Consider the following 21353-nt stretch of genomic DNA (forward strand, 5'->3'; position numbering starts at 1 on the left):
TCAGTACCCACCTTCCGGCGGGGCCAGTTCCAGTCGCACGCCCAGCAGTCGGACAGGGCGGTCGAGTCCGAACTGGGCGAGTAGGTCGAGTGCGGTTCGCGTGATGAGGTTTTCGTCCACGGTGGGTTCGGGTAGCTTGCGGATCTTGGTCCTGGTGTAGAAGGTCTTGGTTCGCACCGTCACCGCCACCCGGGTGACGAGCCGACTCTGCTCGACGATGTCGGCCAGCGTCTGCCGCGCCAAATCGACTACTGCAGAATCCATTTCGTGGCGCTCGATCAGATCGCTTGGGAAGGTGATGACGTGGCTGCGTGAGCGCGGGACCCAAGGTTCGGCGCTGACGGTCGCGTCGCCGCCGCCCTTGGCGAGCAACAGGATCCACAGCCCGGTGGTCGGGCCGAAGGTCTCGGTGAGCACGGTCGCATCGGTACCGGCGAGGTCGGCGACGGTGCTGATACCCATCGTCGCAAGTCTTTTCGCCGTCTTGGGGCCGATCCCCCAGAGCGCGTCGACCTCGCGGTCGCCCATCACGGCCATCCAGTTCTCGTCGGTGAGTTGAAACACGCCCGCTGACTCCCCGGACTCGCGTCCCGGCTTGCCGAAGCCGGTCGCGACCTTGGCGCGTTGCTTGTTGTCGCTGATGCCCACCGAGCATGACAGCCCCGTTTCAGCGGCGATCACCTCGCGGATCCGCTCGGCGAACTCGAACGGGCTCTGCGAGTCGTCCAGGTCGGCGCCGACGTACGCCTCGTCCCACCCCCATACCTCAACCGGATGCCCGAAGTCGCGCAGTACGCCCATCACCTCCTCGGAGGCCTCGTCGTAGGCATCGGTGTCCAACGGAAGGAACGTCGCGTCCGGGCATTTGCGGGCGGCGGTGCGCAACGGCATGCCCGCCCGCACGCCATACGTCCTGGCGGGATACGACGCGCACGTGACGACCTTGCGGGGCTCGTTCGGGTCACCGTTGCCGCCGACGATGATCGGCAGCCCGGCCAACTCCGGGTTGCGGCGGATCTCGACCGCGGCCTGGAACTGATCGAGATCGACGTGCAGGATCCAGCGCGTCATTGGACACTCATCGGCCGCACAGCTTGCGCGCCACCGACTCCCACGCGTCGCCGAGCGACTCGATCGTCGCGCCGCGCTCCTGGAGTTGATGCCGCACATAGTCCGCGTCGAGCAATGCCAGCAGTGCAGTGGCCTGCGCATCGAGGTCGCCGGTCGTGTGCGCGGACTCCAACAGGATTCGGACGTGCCGATGGTGCAGCGTCGCGGGGGCGTTGAACCGCGTCTGAGGGTCCCGGTTGGCGTCGGACAGCAGTGCGTGATGTCTGTGCACGAATGCCAGCCGATCTCGCCCGTAGGCCAGCAGCCGTTCGAGCGGCGGCGCGCCCGGGCCAAGAGGCGGCGGTCCGAACAGGAACGCTTCCTGATGTGCTTTCTCGTCCTCGTCGAGCAACACGATCATCAACCCCGCGCGGCTGCCGAACCGGCGGAACAAGGTGCCCTTGCCGACGCCGGCCGCGGTGGCGATGTCGTCGGTGGTGACCGAGTCGGCACCCCGCTCGGCGATGAGTCGGCGTGCGGCGTCCAGAAGTAGGGTGCGGTTGCGCGCGGCGTCCCCGCGTTCATGGGGAGTTTGGTCGGTGACCGGCAGCTCGTTGAGCGGACGAGGGGCGGCCATGTCAGCAGTTTAGTTCAGACGGAATTATTCGGACCGCAGTCCGGTTATCGTGTGCGAGGATCTCCACGAGCATTCGAAGGGAGGCGAGGGAAGATGTCGGACACCTCGAAGGTCAACGTGCTGGTGCTGCTGGGCAGCCTGCGGGCGGCCTCGGTCAACCGGCAGCTGGTTGAACTCGCGTTGGAGACCGCCTCGGACGGGGTCACGTTGCAGTGGTTCGACCGACTCGGTGAACTGCCCTTCTACAACGAGGACATCGACAACGATCCAGAACACGGAGGAGTCGCCGAGCCCGTGGCGGCGCTGCGCCAAGCGGCCGCTGATGCGGATGCCGCACTGGTCGTGACCCCCGAATACAACGGGAGCATCCCGGGTGTGCTCAAGAACGCGATCGACTGGTTGTCGCGGCCGTACGGCAACAGCGCGCTCCAGGACAAGCCGCTCGCGGTCGTCGGCGCGGCACTCGGACGGTACGGCGGCCAGCGGGCGCATGACGACACGCGTAGGAGCTTCGCCATCGCCGGTGCGCGGGTGGTCGAGGATCTCCAGTTGTCGGTGCCGAGTAGGGCGTTCGACGGGAGGCATCCGCGGGAGAATGCCGAGGTGGCCGCGAACCTGCGCGATGTCATCGAAAAGCTGGTCGCCGAGATCGCCTGACCGCTCTTCGTGTGCTGTCGGCCCGGGTGAAACAACCGGCCGACGGCTTTGCTGTTCGGGGTCCACGCTCGGCCCCGTTGTCGGTCCCGGCTGCTATACCTACCGCAGTGCGTGCGACACGCCGCAAGTGTGACCTGCGACACGCCGAGCCACGACGTTCAGAAGAGCTTACGACCTGGGAATTCCAAGATTGTTATTCAGAACATCTGGTATTCCTTCGCAATGTCGGCCACTAGGTGTAGTGTTTCGGACACCGACAGGCCCCACGATTTCCAAGCCTTCCGAGGGTCGGCCGGAGCCTTCGAACTCGGTTGGATGGGCGTTCCAGACACACCGGCGGGGGCCTCGGAGGGCAGGAATTTCCAGGGTCTCCGGGCTGCTGAAATTCCATGAATCTCGGCGACAAGAAGTGTCCGACCAGTTGCCAGTCAGCGTTCAGTGCCAGTTGTAGAGGAGCCGTACCGCAGATGACTCAGCATTCGATCACCGTGTACACGAAGCCCGCATGCGTGCAGTGCAACGCCACCTACAAGGCGTTGGACAAGCAGGGCATCGCCTACGAGACCGTCGACATCAGCCTCGACAGCGAAGCCCGCGACTACGTAATGGCGCTGGGTTACCTGCAGGCCCCGGTCGTCGTGGCCGGCAACGAGCACTGGTCGGGCTTCCGGCCCGACCGCATCAAGGCGCTCGGAGCGGTCGCGGCGACGGCCTAGGGGTACTCGACGGGCAGAAAGGGGGACGCGATGCTTGTGTACTTCTCCAGCGTTTCGGAGAACACCCATCGCTTCGTGGAGAAGCTCGGCCTGCCCGCCATCCGGATTCCGCTGCACGGGCGCATCGAGGTCGACGAGCCCTACGTGTTGGTACTGCCCACCTACGGCGGTGGACGCGCCACACCGGACATCAACGACGGTGGCTATGTGCCCAAGCAGGTCATCGCGTTCCTCAACAATGAACACAACCGGTCGTTGATCCGCGGCGTCATCGCCGCGGGCAACAACAACTTCGGCGCCGAGTTCGCCTACGCGGGCAATGTCGTGTCCCGCAAGTGCGGCGTGCCGTACCTGTACCGCTTCGAACTGATGGGAACCCCGGACGACGTCGCCGCCGTCCGTTCGGGTCTGGAAGAGTTTTGGAAGGACCAGACGTGTCACCAACCGTCACAGCTGCAGAGCCTGTAACGTCCGCGCCGGCCACGTTGCCGGGCGAGACGGACTACCACGCGCTCAACGCGATGCTGAATCTGTACGACGCCGACGGCAAGATTCAGTTCGACAAGGACGTGCTGGCCGCGCGCGAGTACTTCCTGCAGCACGTCAACCAGAACACGGTCTTCTTCCACAACCAGGACGAGAAGCTCGACTACCTGATCCAGAAGGACTACTACGAGCGCGAGGTGCTCGACCAGTACTCGCGTAACTTCGTCAAGACGCTGCTGGATCGCGCGTACGCCAAGAAATTTCGGTTCCCGACCTTTCTCGGTGCGTTCAAGTACTACACCTCTTACACGCTGAAGACCTTCGACGGGAAGCGTTACCTGGAGCGCTTCGAGGACCGCGTGGTGATGGTGGCGCTGACACTCGCCGCGGGGGACACGTCGTTAGCTGAGAAGTTGGTCGACGAGATCATTGACGGCCGATTCCAGCCTGCCACACCGACTTTCCTGAATTCAGGTAAAAAACAACGCGGTGAGCCGGTTTCGTGCTTCCCGGCGGGAACTCCGGTCGATACACCAGAAGGACCGAAGGCGATCGAGACATTGCGGGCCGGTGACCGGGTGCTCTCGCACGACGGCTCTTTCTCCGTCGTTGAATCTGTTGTCGAGAACCCCAACGAGCAAGCCTTGGTATCGATCTCGCACTTCGGCCACCGAGAGCCGATCCGGTGCACTCCCGAGCACCCGATCCTCGTGTGGACGACGCGCGACGTACAGACACTCATCGATGGCGACGGTGCGGACCCGTTCAATGGATTTGTGTGGCTTGCCGCGAAGGATGTTCATCCTTCGGACTACATCGTGACGGCGGCACCGCTGGCGCGGCGCGAACGTCGCGTCTACGACTTGATGGACCGCGTCGGCTCAGGCGAGTACGAGGAGGTCGACGGACTCCTTCGCAAGGTCAACTGCGACAAGAAGCATCGCAACAAGCAACGTCATCACATGCGTTTCGTGTCGGTGAACCGTTACGTCGAGGAATCGTACGATCTCGGCCTCATCCTCGGCTGGTATGTGTCCGAGGGTCACGTGTCAAAGCGGTCGACAGATACCAGTGTGCCGAACGGGATTCACTTCACTCTTGGTTCCCATGAACTCGATTACCAGCAGGAACTGGCGGCGGCGTTCAAGCGTGTGTTCGCGGCCGACCTCGCCGTGCATCAGAGCATCTCGGACCAATCGGTCAGGATGATCTGCGACAGCAAGGTCGTGGCGTCGCTATTTCTGGCCATGGCTGGTACGGGGTACAACAAAAAGCGTCTGTCGCACGAGGTCTTGACCGCCGACGACGAGTTTCAGCGAGGCCTGTTGGACGGCCTGTTCCGCGGTGACGGCTGCAGCACCACTGGCGGCATGATGCTCGACCTGGTGAACCCGGAACTCATCGACCAGGTCCAACTGATCCTTCGCCGGCAGGGGATAGTGTCTCGGGTTCGCCAATACGTCAACCAGGCCGGCAACCGAACCGGACAGGTCTTTGTGCCCGGGCTGCCCGGCAACAACGAAGAGTTCATCTTCGAGGTCGGCAAGAACCTGCACAATTACGTGGGCGTGAAGGGAGCATCACGCAAGACCTATCAAGTCGTCCATGGTCGGCATGTGTTCGGCGTCCGCGAAATCAGACGTACGGACGAAATGCCGGAGAAGGTGTACAACCTTCACGTCGAAGGCACGCATACGTACACGATCCGCGGCACGGTCGTCCACAATTGCTTCCTCCTTCGCATCGAGGACAACATGGAGTCGATCGGACGCTCGATCAACTCCGCGCTGCAGCTGTCCAAGCGCGGTGGCGGAGTTGCGTTGCTGCTGACCAACATTCGCGAACACGGTGCCCCGATCAAGAACATCGAGAACCAGAGCTCGGGCGTCATCCCGATCATGAAGCTGCTCGAGGACTCGTTCTCCTACGCCAACCAGCTGGGGGCTCGCCAGGGCGCGGGTGCGGTGTACCTGCACGCCCACCATCCCGACATCTACCGGTTCCTCGACACCAAGCGTGAGAACGCCGACGAGAAGATCCGGATCAAGACGCTGAGCCTCGGCGTCGTGATCCCCGACATCACGTTCGAGCTGGCCAAGAAGAACGAGGACATGTACCTGTTCTCGCCCTACGACGTGGAACGGGTCTACGGTCTGCCGTTCGCCGACATCTCGGTCACCGAGAAGTACTACGAGATGGTCGACGACAGCCGGATCCGCAAGACGAAGATCAAGGCGCGCGAGTTTTTCCAGACGCTGGCCGAGCTGCAGTTCGAATCGGGCTACCCGTACATCATGTTCGAGGACACGGTGAACCGGTCGAACCCGATCGACGGCAAGATCACCCACTCGAACCTGTGCTCGGAGATCCTGCAGGTGTCGACGCCGTCGGAGTTCAACGATGACCTGTCGTACAAGAAGATCGGCAAGGACATCTCGTGCAACCTCGGTTCGCTGAACATCGCCAAGGCGATGGACTCGCCGGACTTCGCCCAGACGATAGAGGTGGCCATCCGTGCGCTGACCGCGGTGAGCGATCAGACGCACATCACCTCGGTTCCGTCGATCGAGCAGGGCAACAACGACTCTCACGCGATCGGCCTCGGCCAGATGAACCTGCACGGGTATCTGGCCCGTGAGCGGATCTTCTACGGCTCCGAAGAGGGTGTGGACTTCACCAACATCTACTTCTACACGGTGCTGTATCACGCACTGCGGGCGTCGAACCGCATTGCGATCGAACGGGGTACGGCGTTCAAGGGCTTCGAGAAGTCCAAATACGCCACGGGTGAGTTCTTCGACAAGTACACCGACCAGGTGTGGGAGCCCAAGACCGACAAGGTCCGTCAGCTGTTCGTGGATGCCGGCATCCGAATCCCTGATCAGGAGGACTGGAAGCGGCTCAAGGAATCGGTGCAGCAGCACGGTATCTACAACCAGAATCTGCAGGCGGTGCCGCCGACGGGATCGATCAGCTACATCAATCACTCGACAAGCTCGATCCACCCGATCGCGTCCAAGATCGAGATCCGGAAGGAAGGCAAGATCGGCCGCGTCTACTACCCGGCGCCCTACATGACCAACGACAACCTGGAGTACTTCCAGGACGCGTACGAGATCGGGTACGAGAAGGTCATCGACACCTACGCCGCGGCCACCCAGCATGTGGACCAGGGCTTGAGCCTGACGCTGTTCTTCAAAGACACCGCCACCACGCGAGACGTCAACAAGGCGCAAATCTACGCCTGGCGCAAGGGCATCAAGACGCTGTACTACATCCGGCTGCGCCAAATGGCCTTGGAGGGCACTGAGGTGGAGGGCTGCGTCAGCTGCATGTTGTAGCGGCCGCCACGCCGCGTCGGGTCGGACACGGTGATTGATTTGACACTCGGCGCACGCCGCTAGCCCACGACGTAGGTGGGCAGGCGGTCCACCCGCGTCAGTGCCGGGCGCTTCGGCGGAACGCCGGGGCCGGAGTCGGCCTCCTGCAGCTTCGCCTCGTGGTCTATCCAGCACTCGCCGGTTCTCTCGTCGTAGTCGCCGCCGTAAAACACGCAGCAGACGCCCAGTCCGTCGGTGTCCTGGTGGTCGGCCGCGCATTCCCAGAAGTCGTCGCTGACAGGAGTGGCGCCGGCCGTCGCGGCTAGTCCGACGGCCAGGCCGATCGTCGCGGCGGCCGTTGCCAGAAGTCGTGTGATGGTCATGGCGTAGACATTGCTGCGGCGCCGGGCTGCCCGAAACGGGGCGCACACCGCGACCGGCTGCCCGCCGATGCGGGGGCGCACCGCACAACCGTCCTAGGGGAGTGGGGGCGACTGTCAGGTAAGCCTTGCCTCAGATCAATTCGGCGTTTACATTTACCGGAACGTTTTCCTCTAAATAGGAGGCCGGTCGATGCTCAGGCGCCTGTGCGTTCACACCGCCGCGATGATCGCCGCCGCATCGTTCGCTCCCGCGGCGCACGCCCAGCCCGCCCCGGAAGCCGAGTTCGCCATCACCTCCGAGGTCCCGACCCTGGCCGAACTCGATGCGCAGGTCCGGCTGTTGGTCGCCACTCCCGCGCCAGACGCGGTCAAAGCCGCTCAACTCGAGGGCGGCAGCCGGGCGGTGGTGGTGCCGAAGATGGTCTATCGGATCGGCTTTTTTCGCCCACCGCGCGGCTCGAGCGCGGTGACCGGTCCCGAGACCCACGACGGTGACCGCCACACCGCGATCATCAACGCCAGCAGGCAGGGCGCACCGACCGTGCGCATAGAAGCCGAGTGGCGCCGGATCGACGGTCGGTGGAAGCTGGCGAGCAAGTCGCTGTGCAACGGGATCAAGACCCTCGGCCTGCCGATTCCGTGCAATTTCGAATGATGGCAGCGTGATCGACGTCGTTGGGTTGACCAAGTCATTCGGCTCTCGTCGCGCCGTCGACGACGTCACCCTCACCTTTCCCGCCGGCTCGGTCACCGCACTACTCGGGCTCAACGGCGCGGGCAAGACCACGCTGCTGCGATTGCTCGCCGGGCTGACCCGTCCCGACGGCGGAACGATCGCGGTATGTGGCCGTCGCGCGGGCCATGACCCACGCCTGCTGGGATTCCACTTCGGTCCCGCCGCCATGAACCCCCGTCACACCGTGCATCGTCATTTGTGTTGGCTTGCAGCGCTTTCCGGTATTGGCGGTGCCCGCCTCGACGAGGTGCTCACCGACACCGAACTGCACGACCACCGGTCGCTGCGCATCGACCGGTTGTCCCTGGGCATGCGCCAGCGCGTGGCGATCGCGGGCACACTGCTGGCCGACCCGCAGACGCTGCTGTTCGACGAACCCCTCAACGGGCTCGACGTCCCCGGCATCGTCTGGTTCCGGTCACTGGTTCGTCGGCTTGCCGACCAGGGCCGCACGGTCGTCGTCGCCACGCATTTGCTCGGGGAGGTGGCGCTGACCGCCGATCACGTCGCAGTGCTCAACGGCGGCCGGCTGCAGGCCGCAGGTGAGCTGTCGCAGTTGCGGCCCATCGGTGCCGACACCCGGGAATGGCTCGAGGCAACGCTGCTGGAGTGCACATGACCGCCGTGGTGGCGCGCAGCGCACGCGCCGAGATCATCCGCACCGGCGGGCGCAGTCGGCTGTGGACCGTGGTGGCGCCCGCGGCGGTGATCGTCCCGGTGGTGATCACGTTCGGCATCGCGTGGGTCGCCGAATCGTTCGCGCGTATCCCCGGACAGATCTCGTTGCTGCAGGTCACGACGTCCAACGCCGCCTACTGGGTCATCACGATCACCGTCACGCTGGTGGCCGTTGCGGGCGCCGACGGGCAGGCCGCTGAAAGTCGTTACAGCGTCGGCGAATACGTGCGCCTCGCTATACCGCAGGCGTGGCCCGCACTGCTCGGTCGATGGATGTACTACGGCGCCCTGGGCGGGCTCGCGGCCGTCGCGACCCTCGTCGTGGTGCTCGTGGGGCTCCCGGTCGTCTCGCCCACGGTCTACGGGCCCGTGTCGCTGACCGACGACGTCGGGCTGCGACTGTTGTGGACGGTGCCGGTGCTGGCGCTGTTCGCGGCGGGCGCGGGCGTGGGAGTCGGGGCCCTCACCCGCTCGCCGCTCGTTGCGGTGAGCGGGATCCTGCTCTGGGCATTCGTGGCCGAGACCGCGGCCGGCTACCTGCCCAGCGGCGCGGCGCTGCAGCGTTTCATGCCGCTGCTGAACGCGGTGTACGCCACCGGACAGGACACCGTGCTCACGCCGCCGTGGGGCCAGAACGGCGCACTGATCTACGCATGCTCGGTTTTCACCGCGATCTTCGTGATCGCCGCCGTGGGAAGGACAATTCGAAGATGACTGGCAGAGAATCACTTCCGCTCGCACAGCGGTCCGACGCCGACCTGCCGGGCCACTGGCTGCTGGCCCGGCTGGGCAAGCGGGTGCTCCGGCCCGGCGGCCTCGAGCTGACCAGCCGTCTGCTCGCCGCCGCCAAGATCAGCGGCGCCGACGTCGTCGAGCTCGGTCCGGGGCTGGGCCGCACCGCCACCGACATCGTCGCCCAGCGGCCCCGCTCCTACGTCGGTGTCGACGACACCGCCGCCACCAGCGACACGGTGCGCACGATCGTGGCGCCCGTCGACGGCAAGGTCGTCGTCGCCAACGCCGCCGACACCGGATTGCCCTCCGACAGCGCCGATGTCGTGATCGGCGAGGCGATGCTGACGATGCAGAGCGACCGGGACAAGCGCGCGATCGTCGCCGAGGCCTTCCGAGTGCTACGGCCGGGCGGTCGCTACGCGATCCACGAACTGGGTCTTCAGCCCGATGACCTCCCGCAGGATGCCAAGGACGAGATCCGCCGCGACATGGCGCGCGCGATCAAAGTCAACGCGCGACCGCTGACGACGGCGGAATGGGTGACGCTGCTGACCGACGCCGGCTTCCAGGTCGTGACCGTCGACCACGCGAAGATGGCCCTGCTCAATCCGGCGCGCGTCCTGGCAGACGAGGGGCTCGCCGGTGCGTTGCGGATCGTCGGCAACCTGATCGTCAGGCCTGCGGCGCGCAAGCGGGTCATCGGTATGCGCAAGACATTCCACCGCCATCGGCGGGCACTGACCGCCGTCGCGGCGGTCGGTGTCGTGCCGACGTCGTGACAGACTCATGCCATGCCAGTGTCGCGCCACGACTTCGATGTGCCGCCGGAGCGGGCGGCAGGTCAGCAGCGCCAACGAGTGTTAAGCCTGCTGAAAAGCGCAGCGGATCCCGTCGACGCCCGACAGGTCGCCGATGCGCTGCAGATCCACATCACCACGGCCCGCTTCCACCTGATGACGCTGGAGGAGCAGGGCGTTATCCGGCGGGGTAACGCGGCCACGGCCGGTCGAGTGGGGCGACCGCGGCTCACCTACGAGTTGGCGCCCCGGTTCGACTACGCCGACATCGTCTCGCTGTTCGCCGCGCACCTGGGCGGGACGGTGCAGGAACGCGAACAGCGTGCCCTGCGGATCGGCGCGGACCTGGCTCATCGGGTCCGGTTGGCCCGCAGACGCCCCGAGGCCACGATCGCCGACATGGTGGTCGCGACTCTCAACGACCTTGGCTTCCAGGTTCGTTCGGTGTTGACCTCGTTCGGTGAAGTGACGGTGCAGATCTGCACGTGTCCGCTGGCCGAGGTGGCCGCGTCAGCGCCGGAAGTGGTGCGCGGCATCCAGCAGGGCCTCATTCAAGAGGTGATCAACCGCAACGCCGACGCCGTCGGCGCCCGCTATCAGGCGTCGGTGACGCCGGACCCGCACGGTGGCTCGTGCGAGGTCAGTCTGGCATTGCGCCCCGAACGGTGAATGTCGGGGCGAGAAGGGAAGACTCATGACCGCTACCACCGCGCTGTCGTTACACCAGCTGGCCGACGAGCAACTCACCGCCGCTAAGGCCGCTTCGTCCGGCCGCTCCGCGCAGACCGTGTACGGCGGGAGGGGGCGCACGCTACGCCAGACGGTGCTGGCGATGGCCGCCGGCCATGGTCTGGACGAGCACGAAAGTCCCGGCGAGGCAACGCTGTTGGTGCTCGCGGCCGGGTGCAATTGCGGGCGGTGAGCGCGTCGGTGGAGGGCAGCGCAGGAGAAGATCTCGCGATACCGAACGAACGTCACAGCCTTGCCGCCTTGGAGGATTCGGTGGTGCTGTTGACGGTCGTCGCCAAAGAGCGCTAGGACCGAGGCGTCACTTGACGGTGTGCTGCGGGCCCTGAGCCTTCTTGTAGAGCGCCTTGAGCATCCGGTCGCGGAACATCGCGTTGTCGATCAGCTTGATTCCCGCGTTGGCGACCTTCGGATACCCGAGCAGCTTGTGGAAGTAGCGGCCGCGGCGGTATTCGCGACCCCACGCCGCCTCCATGCGCTGCGCGTAGTTCGTGAAGTCGTCGGGCCCGCCGTTCTGCAGGGCCGCGATCGCGCATTCGCCTGCGGCCAGACCTGATTCGAGCGCCTTGGAGATGCCCGCGCCGGAGGCGGGCTTGCCCGCTCCCAACGAGTCGCCGGTGAACAGGACGCCGGGGCGCCACGGCGGCCAGGCGGTGAATCCCATCGGCAGTCGCCAGGCCCGCACGCTCTTGTTCTTCTTGAGTTCCTCGATCGGCGGCAGCTCCCACTCCGGGGGCAGCGTGCGAAGGAACTCGCCGAGGAACTGTGTGGCGTTGATCGACTGCCAGTTCTTGTAGCTGTTGACGTAACCCAGCCCGATGTTGAAGATGCCGTTGCCCATCGGGAACACCCAGCCGTATCCGGGCAGCTGATCACCCTCGAAGACCAGCTTGAGATAGATGTCGAGGCTGTCGGAGTCCGGTCGGTTGGCGGGCATCTCGGAGCGGATCGCGATCGCCGAGTAACCGTTGTACTCGGAGTCGATCTTCAGGGCCCGCTTGATGGGGGAGTAGGCGCCGTCGGCGGCGATCACCGCGTCGCCGTACACCTTCTCCCCGCTCTTGAGCGTCACCCCCACGACGCGACCGTTCTCGAGGATCGGCCCGGACACCTCCGCGCCCTGGCGCACCTCGGCGCCCGCGGACTCGGCGTGCTTGAGAAGTGTGGTGTCGAGGCGCTCGCGACTGACGGTGTGGCCGTGGTCGGGCATACCGGGTCGCTTCGGGAACGACAGCTCCCACTCACTCGGGCTGAAGACCGTCACGCGATTCACGCGGTGATAAGTGGCCACCTCGCCGGCCAGGCCCATTCTCTGCAGATAGCTCACCGCGCGGGCGGTGAGCCCGTCGCCGCACGGCTTGGCGCGCGGGAACTCGGCCTTGTCGAGGACCACGACCTTCGCGCCGGTCTGAGCGGCCTGCCACGCGGCCGCCGAGCCGGAGGGCCCGCCACCTGCGATGACCAGGTCGTATTGCTGCGTCATTGAACTCGTCTCGTCGATCGGCTGTCGCAGCGATACTACCCGTGCCGCACCCGCCTCTCTTGTCGGACGGAGTTGCTCAGACGTTGCCGCGAGGAACACATGTGGCCTGGTCCGGGCTGGTCAGCAGCGCCTGAGCGGTAGAGTGACCGGATGCGTCGAGGGTCCAGGCCACGCTCGAGTGGCGAGCCGGGTGTCAAGGTCGACGCCCGCAGCGAGCGCTGGCGTGAGCACCGCAAGAAGGTGCGCGCAGAGATCGTCGACGCCGCCTTCCGCGCCATCGACCGGCTGGGCCCCAACGTCAGTGTGCGAGAGATCGCCGAAGAGGCCGGCACCGCCAAACCCAAGATCTACCGCCACTTCACCGACAAGTCGGACATGTTCAGCGAGATCGGCCAGCGCATGCGCGACATGTTGTGGGCGGCGATCATCCCGTCGATCGACGTGGAGCACGACTCCGCGCGCCAGATCGTCGGACGTGGCGTCGCGCATTACGTCGAACTGGTCGAGCGGCATCCCAACGTGGTGCGGTTCCTGTTGCAGGGCCGGTTCGCCGACAAGTCTGCCGCCGCGATGACGACCGTCAATCGGGGCAGCGAGATCACGCTGGCCGTCGCCGACATGATCAGCCAGGAACTCAAGGATCTGGCACCGGATCCGGCCGCCTTCGAGCTTGCGGCGTACGCCATCTTCGGTACGGCCGCGTCGGCAACGGACTGGTGGCTGGGCGACGACGACGGCATCCGCCGCATGCCGGCCGACCAGTTCGTCGCGCACATGACCACGATCATGGTCGGCGCGATCAACGGCACGGCCGAGCTGCTCGGCATTCAGATCGATCCTGACCAGCCGGTTCACACTGCGGTTCGCAAGCAGCAGCCCGTCGCTTGACGGCGACGTTGACACCTGTTCGCGCGGACCGGAGACTGGCAAGTACCCAGTACCGGCGTTCCCAGGATGTGCCCACCACCGAAGGCGCACGCGTCAGCTGGGGATACAGGGGAGACCGATGACGGTTGCCGAGCAGACGGCTGCAGACACCACTGCCCAACAACCGGTGCACACCCGCGCGCTGATCATCGGCACGGGCTTCTCCGGTATCGGAATGGCCATTGCGCTGCAGCGGCAGAACGTCGACTTCGTGATGCTGGAGAAAGCCGACGAGATCGGCGGCACGTGGCGCGACAACACCTACCCCGGGTGCGCCTGTGACATCCCGTCGCACATGTACTCGTTCTCGTTCGAGCCCAAGCCCGACTGGCGTCATATGTGGTCGTTCCAACCGGAGATCTTCGACTATCTCAAGGGCGTGGTCGACAAATACGGTCTACGCCGCTACATCCGGTTCGGCGCCCACGTCGACCGTGCGCATTGGGATGACAACGAACTCCGCTGGCATGTCTTCACCAAGGACGGTCGCGAGTTCGTCGCGCAGTTCGTGATCTCCGGGGCGGGCGGTCTGCACATCCCGTTCGTTCCCGAATTTCCCGGGCTGGACGAATTCACCGGTGCCGCTTTCCATTCCGCCGAGTGGGACCACAGCGTGGATCTTGCCGGCAAGCGGGTGGCGGTCATCGGCACCGGCGCCAGTGCGATCCAGATCGTGCCGGAGATCGTCAAGGATGTCGGTGCGCTGTACCTGTATCAGCGCACACCGGCGTGGGTGATGCCGCGGCCGAACAACCCGATTCCGCGCTGGATGCGTGAACTGTTCACCAACGTGCCCGGGACCCGGCAACTGATGCGCGCGGGCATCTACTGGATCCACGAGGGAGTCGGGTTCGCGATGACCCGCGAGCCGCGGCTGCTGAAAATCGGTGAGCTGCTCGGCAAGTGGAACATCCGCCGCTCGATCAAGGACCGCGAACTGCGTCGCAAACTGACACCGAACTACCGGGCCGGATGTAAGCGAATCCTGAACTCCGACACCTACTATCGCGGGATCGCCGACCCGACGACCGAGGTCGTCACCGACGCCATCACGCGATTCACGCCGACGGGCATCGTCACCGCCGACGGCACCGAGCGCGAGGTCGACGTCGTCGTGTTCGCCACCGGCTTCCACGTCACCGATTCCTACACTTATGTCCACATCAAGGGCCCGGGTGGCGAGGATTTGGTGGACCGCTGGAACCGCGAGGGCATCGCGGCACTGCGCGGCATAACGGTCGCCGACATGCCGAACCTGTTCCTGCTGCTCGGACCCAACACCGCGCTGGGCCACAACTCGGTGGTGTTCATGATCGAGTCGCAGATCCGCTACGCCGCACAGGCAATCGCGGCCGTCGACCGGGCCGGCGCGCAGGCGTTGGCGCCCACCCGCGAGGCCCAGGACCGTTACAACGAACAGTTGCAGGACGAACTCGCCGGGACGGTGTGGAGCACCGGCGGTTGTCAGAGCTGGTATCTCGACGAACACGGTGTGAACCGGACGCTGTGGAGCGGCATGACGTGGCAGTACTGGCTGGCGACCCGCACGTTCGACAAGTCCGAGTATCGGTTCTTCGGCGGCCGGCGCGCAGACGTCGCCGCCTAGTGTGCGCGGAGATCGCGATTTCGCCCGGAATGGCGCCCGAACGCGATCAGAATGCACACAAGCCGCAGTTGTGACTCGGCGGCGGGACGACACGCCAAACACACGATGTTGTGTTGCCCGGGGATGTCGTGCCCCAGGGGTAGTGTCGTTGACGGGCGACAGAACCGCTTCAGGCGGACCAAAGACCAGGTGAAATGGGGTTCTCGTGAGTGATGGAGTGAAGCTGATTGACCGTGTCTCGGCGATCAACTGGAACCGTCTCCAGGACGAGAAGGACGCCGAGGTGTGGGACCGGCTGACGGGAAACTTCTGGTTACCGGAGAAGGTGCCGGTTTCCAACGACATTCCGTCGTGGAACACGCTCAACGAGCATGAGAAGCAGTTGACGATGCGGGTCTTCACCGGCCTCACGCTGCTCGACACCATTCAGGGCACGGTGGGCGCGGTCAGCCTGATCCCCGACGCGCTGACCCCGCACGAGGAAGCCGTTTACACCAACATCGCGTTCATGGAATCCGTGCACGCGCGCAGCTACAGCAACATCTTCTCCACGCTGTGCTCGACCGCCGAGATCGACGACGCCTTCCGCTGGTCGGAGGAGAACCCCAACCTGCAGCGCAAGGCCGAGATCGTCATGCGGTACTACAAGGGCGACGAACCGCTCAAGCGCAAGGTGGCCTCGACGCTGCTGGAGAGCTTCCTGTTCTACTCCGGCTTCTACCTGCCGATGTACTGGAGCAGCCGGGCGAAGCTGACCAACACCGCCGACATGATCCGGTTGATCATCCGCGACGAGGCCGTGCACGGCTACTACATCGGCTACAAGTTCCAGCGCGGTCTGGCGCTCGAGGACGCGGCCAAGCAGGCCGAGCTGAAGGACTACACCTACGAGCTGCTCTTCGAGCTCTACGACAACGAGGTCGAGTACACCCAGGACCTCTACGACGGCGTCGGCCTGACCGAGGACGTCAAGAAGTTCCTGCGTTACAACGCCAACAAGGCCCTGATGAATCTCGGCTATGAGGCGTTGTTCCCGCGCGACGAGACCGACGTCAACCCGGCGATCCTGTCGGCGCTGTCGCCCAACGCCGACGAGAACCACGACTTCTTCTCCGGCTCGGGGTCCAGCTACGTGATCGGCAAAGCCGTCGTCACCGAAGACGAGGACTGGGACTTCTAACAGGGGCGCAGCGCCCCGGGAGTGGACATCCGCCACGCAAGACTCGGCTGCAGATGCAGTGATGGCCGGGTCCAGGTCTACCGGGAATCAGGAGTCAGACCCAACAAGCCCGCGAGAGTTAGGCCGGGACGGAGCCGACCTCGCGGAAACCGGCCTGTCCTGATCGGCCACGTGAGAAAATTCGTTCGGACGGCGACGGCGCGTGACATGGAGACAGGCATGATTCGGCGGGCAGCGACGGCTCTGGTGACGACTCTGGGTGCCTCCACCCTGGGTGCGGTCGTCTTGGCGCCGCCCGCGGCGGCAGACGTCGGACAACTCGTGGTGGTCGGCGGGGGCACGGTTCGCTGCCTGGTGAGCGCGGACGACGTGAAGCGCGGCGGTGGACCGATGGTGGTATGTCAGCGCGTCGACGGCCAACCATGGGGCCTGGCTCCATGGGAGACGTCGAAATTCAACAACCGGCTCAATCTCGCGGTCGTGCGTGGCACCGGTGAAATGTACTGGGAAAGGGGCGTCGTCCCGGCCCCGAACGATGCCACCCGCGGAGACATCGTCGTGGACGCCGGACAGATATCGCGCGTCGACGGCTGGACCATTCAAGACGAGGGTCATCGGACGCGCTTCACCTATGATGCCACCGGTCACGGCATATTCATCAACGCTGAGGACGTCCGTCAGTTCTGATCGGTCCGGGGCGTCTCGGCGAGCGGGTTAGGCACGCAACGAAGCGGTATCGATCACGAAGCGGTACCGCACATCGCTGGCCACCACCCGCTCGTAGGCTTCGTTGATGTAATCCGGTTTGATGACCTCGATCTCGGGTCGCACGGCGTGCTCGGCACAGAAGTCGAGCATCTCCTGCGTCTCGGCGATACCGCCGATCAGCGACCCTGCGAGACGGCGCCGGCCCGAGATGAGTGCGCCGGCGGGTACCGACATCGGGTGCTCCGGCATACCGAGTTCGACCAGCGTGCCGTCGAGTGCGAGCAACCCGAGATAGCGGCCCAGGTCGAGGTTGGCCGACACCGTGTTGAGGATCAGGTCGAACGATCCGCGCAGTTTGGTGAACGTGTCCGGATCGGAGGTCGCGTGGTACTCGTCGGCACCGAGACGCAGGCCGTCCTCCATCTTCTTCAGCGATTGGCTCAGCACCGTCACATGGGCGCCCATCGCGTGTGCGAGCTTGACGCCCATGTGGCCCAGCCCGCCCAGTCCGATGACCGCCACCCGCGTTCCCGGACCCGCATTCCACTGGCGCAGAGGCGAATACAGCGTGATACCGGCGCACAGAAGCGGTGCCGCGGCGTCCAGCGGGAGGCTGTCGGGGATGCGCAGTACGTAGTTCTCGTCCACTACGATAGCGCCGCTGTAGCCGCCCTGTGTCGGCTCACCGTCACGACCGAGTGCGTTGTAGGTGCCGACCATGCCCCGGGCACAGTACTGTTCCTCGCCCGCGCGGCACTGCGCGCACTCGCGGCAGGAATCCACGAAGCAGCCGACGCCGACGCGGTCGCCGACCTTGAACTCGGTCACCTCCGAACCGACCTCGGTGACCATGCCGGCGATCTCGTGTCCGGGCACCACCGGATACTTCGCACGGCCCCACTCGTCGCGCACGGTGTGGATGTCCGAGTGACAGATGCCCGCGAAGTGGATGTCGAACGCCACATCGTGCGGGCCGACGTCGCGGCGAGTGATGGTGGTCCTGGTCAACGGTTCGGACGCCGACGGCGCGGCATATGCGGCAACGGTTCTCATACGACCTTCTTCTGTTCAAGTGACTATCGAGGGAAAAGCCGTCGCTGACGGTGCGACCGGTCTCAAAAAGTCAACGAGGCGGCCCGACCCGGTGATTCCGGACCCAGCTGTGAGTTTTCTCCTAGTGACGTGCGGCCCTAAAGACCTGTGGCCCGGAACGCCCCGGTGAACGACGTCCGCTCGTAGCGCGCCACCCCCGCCGACGTGTAGGGATCCCGGTCGACGATGTCCTGCGCCTGCTCGGCCTCCATGTCGCCGGTGATCAGAACGGCGCCCGACTCGTCCTCCAGGCGGCCCGCCAACACGATTCGGCCGGCGCTGACCTCGTCCTCGAGCCATTCGAGGTGGGCGGGCCGGGTCTCGTTGACGACATCCGGCGGTTGCAGGTAGGTGGATTTCAGGACGTGGAACACCGCGACAACGCTAATTGATCGGAGCGTTGAGCCAGTGCAGGTCGGCGAGTATGCCGCGCGCGGCCACGATGCCCTCACCGGTCTGCCACACCTCGTCGTTGACCGCGAAGACCCGGTTGTCCCGCGTGGCGCCCAGCTTCTTCCAGGCGTCGCTCTCGAGCACCGCGGGCGCGCGGTCACGCGCGGAGGTCGAGTCGAAGGACACGTAGACGATGTCGCCGTCGGCGATCGACAGGTCGGGGTTGTCGGCGAGGTCGGTGTCGGAGACTCCCACCTCGATGTACGGCTTGTCGGTGAAGCGTTGTGTCACAGGGCGATCGACACCGACATCGGCCAGCACGCTGCCCGGGAAGGTGTCGGCGCCGTAGACGCGCATCGTGGTGTCGGTGAACTGCACGACCGACGCCTGGAAGTGGGTGGCGTCGTTGTCTGCGCCGGTCTTGTCGGCCGCGCGGTGAAACCCGTCGACCAGTCCGTTCGTGGAGTCCTGTCGTCCGGTCGCGGCACCCACTGTGCGCAGGTTGTCCTGCCACGCCGCGCCGGGCGGACCGGAGAACACCGTCGGCGCGATGCCGGACAGCGGGCCGAAAGCGTCGGGCGTCAACGCCTGCGAACCGAGGATCAGGTCGGGTGCCGCGGCGCGGATGCCGTCGAGGTCCGGTGCGCTGCGCGTGCCGACGCCCGGTACGTCGTGGATGACCCGGCCCAAGTACGACGGCTGGCTGTCGGAGTCGTCGGGCAGTGCGGCGGCCACCACCCGCGACTGCAGGCCCAACGCGCACAATGCGTCGAGCTGATCGCCGGACAGCACCACGATGCGCTGCGGATCCGCGCGGACCGTGGTCTCGCCCGCGGCGTGGCGCACCATGCGCTCCGGTGGGCCCGGATCAACCGGGGCCGGTTCGGCCGGGCACGATTCGTCGGGTCGTCGCTGATTGCCCAGCACCCCGGCGCCGGCGATCTTCGTCGTACTGGTGATGATCGTCTGCGGGGCGGCGGTGTCGGACCCTTCTCCACCGGGAGAGCCGCAACCGCTCACCACGGTCACGCCGACAGTGGTCGCGAGCGCGGCGATGCCCAGCGTCCTGATGGCCACGAAGCCCCACCGCCGTCCGCCGATCAACACGCCGCCGACGGTAACATCCGGCCAGCTGAAGGGCCGAAAGCCGCGTCCCCGCCGTAGTACGACACAATGTAGGACCGCCGAGCACCCCGAATGGTACGGCGGCTAGGATTCATCGAGACAACCGCGGGGATGTCCCGACCTGGATGTATGGAGGACCTGTTGGTAGCCGAAGCGCCCCCTATCGGAGAACTCGAGGCACGGCGTCCGTTCCCGGAGCGACTCGGCCCCAAGGGCAACCTCATCTACAAGCTCGTCACCACCACCGATCACAAGATGATCGGCATCATGTACTGCGTCGCCTGCTTCATCTTCTTCTTCATCGGCGGGCTGATGGCGCTGTTCATGCGGACCGAGTTGGCGATGCCTGGGCTGCAGTTCCTGTCCAACGAGCAGTTCAACCAGCTGTTCACCATGCACGGCACGGTGATGCTGCTGTTCTATGCGACGCCGATCGTGTTCGGGTTCGCCAACCTGGTGCTGCCGCTGCAGATCGGCGCGCCCGACGTGGCGTTCCCCCGGCTGAACGCGCTGTCGTTCTGGCTTTTCGTGTTCGGCGCCCTGATCGCGATCTCCGGCTTCATCACCCCCGGTGGTGCCGCGGACTTCGGCTGGACGGCCTACGCCCCGCTGAGCAACGCGATCCACTCACCCGGCGCTGGTGGGGATCTGTGGATCCTGGGCCTGGCGATCTCGGGTCTGGGCACCATTCTCGGTGGCGTCAACATGATCACCACCGTGGTCTGCATGCGCGCACCCGGTATGACGATGTTCCGGATGCCGATCTTCACCTGGAACATCCTGGTGACGTCGATCCTGGTGCTGCTGGCCTTCCCGTTGCTGACCGCCGCATTGTTCGGTCTGGCGGCTGACCGGCATCTCGGCGCCCACATCTACGACCCGGCCAATGGCGGCGTGCTGCTGTATCAGCACCTGTTCTGGTACTTCGGTCATCCCGAGGTGTACATCATCGCGCTGCCGTTCTTCGGCATCGTCAGCGAGATCTTCCCGGTGTTCAGCCGGAAGCCGATTTTCGGCTACACGACGCTGATCTACGCGACCATTGCGATCGCCGCGCTGTCGATCGCGGTCTGGGCGCACCACATGTACGCCACCGGCGCGGTGCTACTGCCGTTCTTTTCGTTCATGACGTTCCTGATCGCGGTGCCGACGGGTATCAAGTTCTTCAACTGGATAGGCACGATGTGGAAGGGCCAGTTGACGTTCGAGACACCGATGCTGTTCTCGATCGGGTTCCTGCTGACGTTCCTGCTGGGCGGCCTGTCCGGTGTGCTGCTGGCCAGCCCGCCGCTGGACTTCCACGTCACCGACTCCTACTTCGTGGTCGCGCACTTCCACTACGTGCTGTTCGGGACCATCGTGTTCGCCACCTACGCCGGCATCTACTTCTGGTTCCCGAAGATGACGGGCCGGTTGCTCGACGAGCGGCTGGGCAAGTTGCACTTCTGGCTGACCTTCATCGGGTTCCACGTCACGTTCCTGGTGCAGCACTGGGTGGGCGACGAGGGTATGCCGCGCCGCTACGCGGACTACCTGCCGACCGACGGCTTCACCACACTCAACGTCGTGTCGACCATGGGCGCCTTCATCCTCGGCATCTCGACGCTGCCGTTCGTGTGGAACATCTTCAAGAGCTGGCGCTACGGCGAGCCGGTCACCGTCGACGATCCGTGGGGTTACGGCAACTCGCTGGAGTGGGCGACGTCGTGCCCGCCGCCGCGGCACAACTTCACCGAGCTGCCCCGAATCCGTTCGGAGCGGCCCGCTTTCGAGTTGCACTACCCGCACATGGTGGAGCGGATGCGCGCGGAGGCGCACGTCGGGCGAAGCCACGGACCCGCGGACGGCGATGTGACCCGGCTGGACGACGCGAACGTCCGCACCTGACGATCGCGGC

21 protein-coding genes and 3 pseudogenes are annotated in these 21353 nt (G+C 65.2%); 17 read left to right on the forward strand and 7 right to left on the reverse strand.

Going from position 1 to position 21353, the window contains the following annotated elements; translation table 11 throughout:
- Together AU193_RS08695 and AU193_RS08700 are read right to left on the reverse strand one after the other, a co-directional pair.
- Positions 1-1071, reverse strand: coding sequence for a DNA polymerase IV (locus tag AU193_RS08695; protein WP_064421968.1), 1071 nt, complete (start codon positions 1069-1071; stop codon positions 1-3).
- Between the two features lie 7 nt (positions 1072-1078).
- Positions 1079-1687: a TetR/AcrR family transcriptional regulator gene (locus tag AU193_RS08700; RefSeq protein ID WP_064421969.1), complete on the reverse strand. Its 609-nt coding sequence runs from the start codon at positions 1685-1687 to the stop codon at positions 1079-1081.
- Between the two features lie 93 nt (positions 1688-1780).
- On the opposite strand from AU193_RS08700, the gene AU193_RS08705 reads away from it, so the two are divergent.
- The 6 genes and pseudogenes from AU193_RS08705 (at position 1781) to nrdE (ending at position 6887) form a co-directional block, all read left to right on the forward strand.
- The gene (locus tag AU193_RS08705) at positions 1781-2344 is read left to right on the forward strand and encodes an NAD(P)H-dependent oxidoreductase (RefSeq protein ID WP_064421970.1); all 564 of its coding nucleotides are present in this window, start codon (positions 1781-1783) and stop codon (positions 2342-2344) included.
- Positions 2345-2811: 467 nt separating this feature from the next.
- Complete coding sequence (locus AU193_RS08710; protein WP_064348903.1) at positions 2812-3060, forward strand: redoxin NrdH; 249 nt, start codon at positions 2812-2814, stop codon at positions 3058-3060.
- Positions 3061-3090: 30 nt separating this feature from the next.
- A complete protein-coding gene (nrdI, locus tag AU193_RS08715) occupies positions 3091-3528 on the forward strand; it encodes a class Ib ribonucleoside-diphosphate reductase assembly flavoprotein NrdI (protein ID WP_064421971.1) in 438 nt (145 codons plus the stop codon).
- Positions 3495-4055 (forward strand): annotated as a pseudogene (locus AU193_RS23815) (ribonucleotide reductase N-terminal alpha domain-containing protein); the annotation flags it as partial. The gene nrdI and the pseudogene AU193_RS23815, both read left to right, overlap by 34 nt.
- A 6-nt stretch (positions 4056-4061) precedes the next feature.
- A pseudogene (locus tag AU193_RS23820) lies at positions 4062-5018 on the forward strand (LAGLIDADG family homing endonuclease); the annotation flags it as partial.
- A gap of 180 nt (positions 5019-5198) precedes the next feature.
- Positions 5199-6887: a class 1b ribonucleoside-diphosphate reductase subunit alpha gene (gene nrdE / locus AU193_RS23825; RefSeq protein WP_371259170.1), complete on the forward strand. Its 1689-nt coding sequence runs from the start codon at positions 5199-5201 to the stop codon at positions 6885-6887.
- A gap of 59 nt (positions 6888-6946) precedes the next feature.
- On the opposite strand, the gene AU193_RS08725 is transcribed toward nrdE, so the two are convergent.
- Positions 6947-7249, reverse strand: a complete 303-nt coding sequence (locus AU193_RS08725; protein ID WP_156425155.1) for a hypothetical protein — start codon at positions 7247-7249, stop codon at positions 6947-6949.
- A gap of 190 nt (positions 7250-7439) precedes the next feature.
- On the opposite strand from AU193_RS08725, the gene AU193_RS08730 reads away from it, so the two are divergent.
- The 6 genes and pseudogenes from AU193_RS08730 (at position 7440) to AU193_RS08755 (ending at position 11233) form a co-directional block, all read left to right on the forward strand.
- On the forward strand, positions 7440-7904 hold the full coding sequence (locus AU193_RS08730) for a hypothetical protein (protein ID WP_064421973.1): 465 nt from the start codon (positions 7440-7442) through the stop codon (positions 7902-7904).
- Between the two features lie 7 nt (positions 7905-7911).
- Complete coding sequence (locus tag AU193_RS08735) at positions 7912-8604, forward strand: ABC transporter ATP-binding protein (protein ID WP_064421974.1); 693 nt, start codon at positions 7912-7914, stop codon at positions 8602-8604.
- Positions 8601-9377, forward strand: a complete 777-nt coding sequence (locus AU193_RS08740; RefSeq protein WP_064421999.1) for a hypothetical protein — start codon at positions 8601-8603, stop codon at positions 9375-9377. Before AU193_RS08735 ends, AU193_RS08740 begins: the two co-directional genes overlap by 4 nt.
- On the forward strand, positions 9374-10177 hold the full coding sequence (locus AU193_RS08745) for a class I SAM-dependent methyltransferase (protein WP_064421975.1): 804 nt from the start codon (positions 9374-9376) through the stop codon (positions 10175-10177). The genes AU193_RS08740 and AU193_RS08745 overlap by 4 nt, the downstream gene beginning before the upstream one ends.
- Positions 10178-10189: 12 nt before the next feature.
- Positions 10190-10864, forward strand: coding sequence for a metalloregulator ArsR/SmtB family transcription factor (locus AU193_RS08750; protein WP_064421976.1), 675 nt, complete (start codon positions 10190-10192; stop codon positions 10862-10864).
- A 25-nt stretch (positions 10865-10889) separates the two neighbouring features.
- Positions 10890-11233, forward strand: a pseudogene (locus AU193_RS08755) (cupin).
- A gap of 10 nt (positions 11234-11243) precedes the next feature.
- Here the strand turns inward: AU193_RS08755 and AU193_RS08760 are convergent.
- A complete protein-coding gene (locus AU193_RS08760) occupies positions 11244-12425 on the reverse strand; it encodes an NAD(P)/FAD-dependent oxidoreductase (RefSeq protein ID WP_064421977.1) in 1182 nt (393 codons plus the stop codon).
- A gap of 150 nt (positions 12426-12575) precedes the next feature.
- Between AU193_RS08760 and AU193_RS08765 the strand changes: the two genes are divergently transcribed.
- From AU193_RS08765 to AU193_RS08780, 4 genes are all read left to right on the forward strand, one after another.
- Positions 12576-13313: a TetR/AcrR family transcriptional regulator gene (locus AU193_RS08765; RefSeq protein WP_064421978.1), complete on the forward strand. Its 738-nt coding sequence runs from the start codon at positions 12576-12578 to the stop codon at positions 13311-13313.
- A 118-nt stretch (positions 13314-13431) separates the two neighbouring features.
- Positions 13432-14958 carry an NAD(P)/FAD-dependent oxidoreductase gene (locus tag AU193_RS08770; RefSeq protein WP_064421979.1) on the forward strand — a complete coding sequence of 509 codons (1527 nt, stop codon included), beginning with the start codon at positions 13432-13434 and terminating at the stop codon, positions 14956-14958.
- A gap of 217 nt (positions 14959-15175) precedes the next feature.
- On the forward strand, positions 15176-16138 hold the full coding sequence (gene nrdF, locus AU193_RS08775) for a class 1b ribonucleoside-diphosphate reductase subunit beta (RefSeq protein ID WP_064421980.1): 963 nt from the start codon (positions 15176-15178) through the stop codon (positions 16136-16138).
- 219 nt (positions 16139-16357) lie between these two features.
- On the forward strand, positions 16358-16825 hold the full coding sequence (locus tag AU193_RS08780) for a hypothetical protein (RefSeq protein WP_064422000.1): 468 nt from the start codon (positions 16358-16360) through the stop codon (positions 16823-16825).
- A 27-nt stretch (positions 16826-16852) separates the two neighbouring features.
- Here AU193_RS08780 and AU193_RS08785 read toward each other — a convergent pair whose 3' ends face one another.
- From AU193_RS08785 to AU193_RS08795, 3 genes are all read right to left on the reverse strand, one after another.
- Positions 16853-17899 (reverse strand): NAD(P)-dependent alcohol dehydrogenase, encoded by a 1047-nt coding sequence (locus AU193_RS08785; protein ID WP_064421981.1) that lies wholly within the window; start codon positions 17897-17899, stop codon positions 16853-16855.
- 137 nt (positions 17900-18036) lie between these two features.
- Positions 18037-18312 carry a YciI family protein gene (locus AU193_RS08790; RefSeq protein WP_064421982.1) on the reverse strand — a complete coding sequence of 92 codons (276 nt, stop codon included), beginning with the start codon at positions 18310-18312 and terminating at the stop codon, positions 18037-18039.
- Positions 18313-18322: 10 nt separating this feature from the next.
- On the reverse strand, positions 18323-19438 hold the full coding sequence (locus AU193_RS08795) for an iron-siderophore ABC transporter substrate-binding protein (protein ID WP_082682891.1): 1116 nt from the start codon (positions 19436-19438) through the stop codon (positions 18323-18325).
- Between the two features lie 159 nt (positions 19439-19597).
- Between AU193_RS08795 and ctaD the strand changes: the two genes are divergently transcribed.
- Positions 19598-21343 (forward strand): cytochrome c oxidase subunit I, encoded by a 1746-nt coding sequence (gene ctaD, locus AU193_RS08800; protein ID WP_064422002.1) that lies wholly within the window; start codon positions 19598-19600, stop codon positions 21341-21343.
- The last annotated feature ends 10 nt before the right edge of the window (positions 21344-21353 follow it).

The sequence above is a fragment of the Mycobacterium sp. GA-1285 genome (genome assembly GCF_001499905.1).
GTDB lineage: Bacteria > Actinomycetota > Actinomycetes > Mycobacteriales > Mycobacteriaceae > Mycobacterium.

Excerpts from the sequence above, each read along its gene's own strand:
- AU193_RS08765 (WP_064421978.1), top strand. The coding sequence starts at position 12,576 with ATGCGTCGAGGGTCCAGGCCACGCTCGAGTGGCGAGCCGGGTGTCAAG.
- AU193_RS08725 (WP_156425155.1), bottom strand. The coding sequence starts at position 7,249 with ATGACCATCACACGACTTCTGGCAACGGCCGCCGCGACGATCGGCCTG.
- AU193_RS08750 (WP_064421976.1), top strand. The coding sequence starts at position 10,190 with ATGCCAGTGTCGCGCCACGACTTCGATGTGCCGCCGGAGCGGGCGGCA.
- AU193_RS08785 (WP_064421981.1), bottom strand. The coding sequence starts at position 17,899 with ATGAGAACCGTTGCCGCATATGCCGCGCCGTCGGCGTCCGAACCGTTG.
- nrdI (WP_064421971.1), top strand. The coding sequence starts at position 3,091 with ATGCTTGTGTACTTCTCCAGCGTTTCGGAGAACACCCATCGCTTCGTG.
- nrdE (WP_371259170.1), top strand. The coding sequence starts at position 5,199 with ATGCCGGAGAAGGTGTACAACCTTCACGTCGAAGGCACGCATACGTAC.
- AU193_RS08740 (WP_064421999.1), top strand. The coding sequence starts at position 8,601 with ATGACCGCCGTGGTGGCGCGCAGCGCACGCGCCGAGATCATCCGCACC.
- AU193_RS08695 (WP_064421968.1), bottom strand. The coding sequence starts at position 1,071 with ATGACGCGCTGGATCCTGCACGTCGATCTCGATCAGTTCCAGGCCGCG.
- AU193_RS08745 (WP_064421975.1), top strand. The coding sequence starts at position 9,374 with ATGACTGGCAGAGAATCACTTCCGCTCGCACAGCGGTCCGACGCCGAC.
- AU193_RS08730 (WP_064421973.1), top strand. The coding sequence starts at position 7,440 with ATGCTCAGGCGCCTGTGCGTTCACACCGCCGCGATGATCGCCGCCGCA.
- AU193_RS08710 (WP_064348903.1), top strand. The coding sequence starts at position 2,812 with ATGACTCAGCATTCGATCACCGTGTACACGAAGCCCGCATGCGTGCAG.
- AU193_RS08705 (WP_064421970.1), top strand. The coding sequence starts at position 1,781 with ATGTCGGACACCTCGAAGGTCAACGTGCTGGTGCTGCTGGGCAGCCTG.
- AU193_RS08770 (WP_064421979.1), top strand. The coding sequence starts at position 13,432 with ATGACGGTTGCCGAGCAGACGGCTGCAGACACCACTGCCCAACAACCG.
- AU193_RS08700 (WP_064421969.1), bottom strand. The coding sequence starts at position 1,687 with ATGGCCGCCCCTCGTCCGCTCAACGAGCTGCCGGTCACCGACCAAACT.
- AU193_RS08760 (WP_064421977.1), bottom strand. The coding sequence starts at position 12,425 with ATGACGCAGCAATACGACCTGGTCATCGCAGGTGGCGGGCCCTCCGGC.
- AU193_RS08780 (WP_064422000.1), top strand. The coding sequence starts at position 16,358 with ATGATTCGGCGGGCAGCGACGGCTCTGGTGACGACTCTGGGTGCCTCC.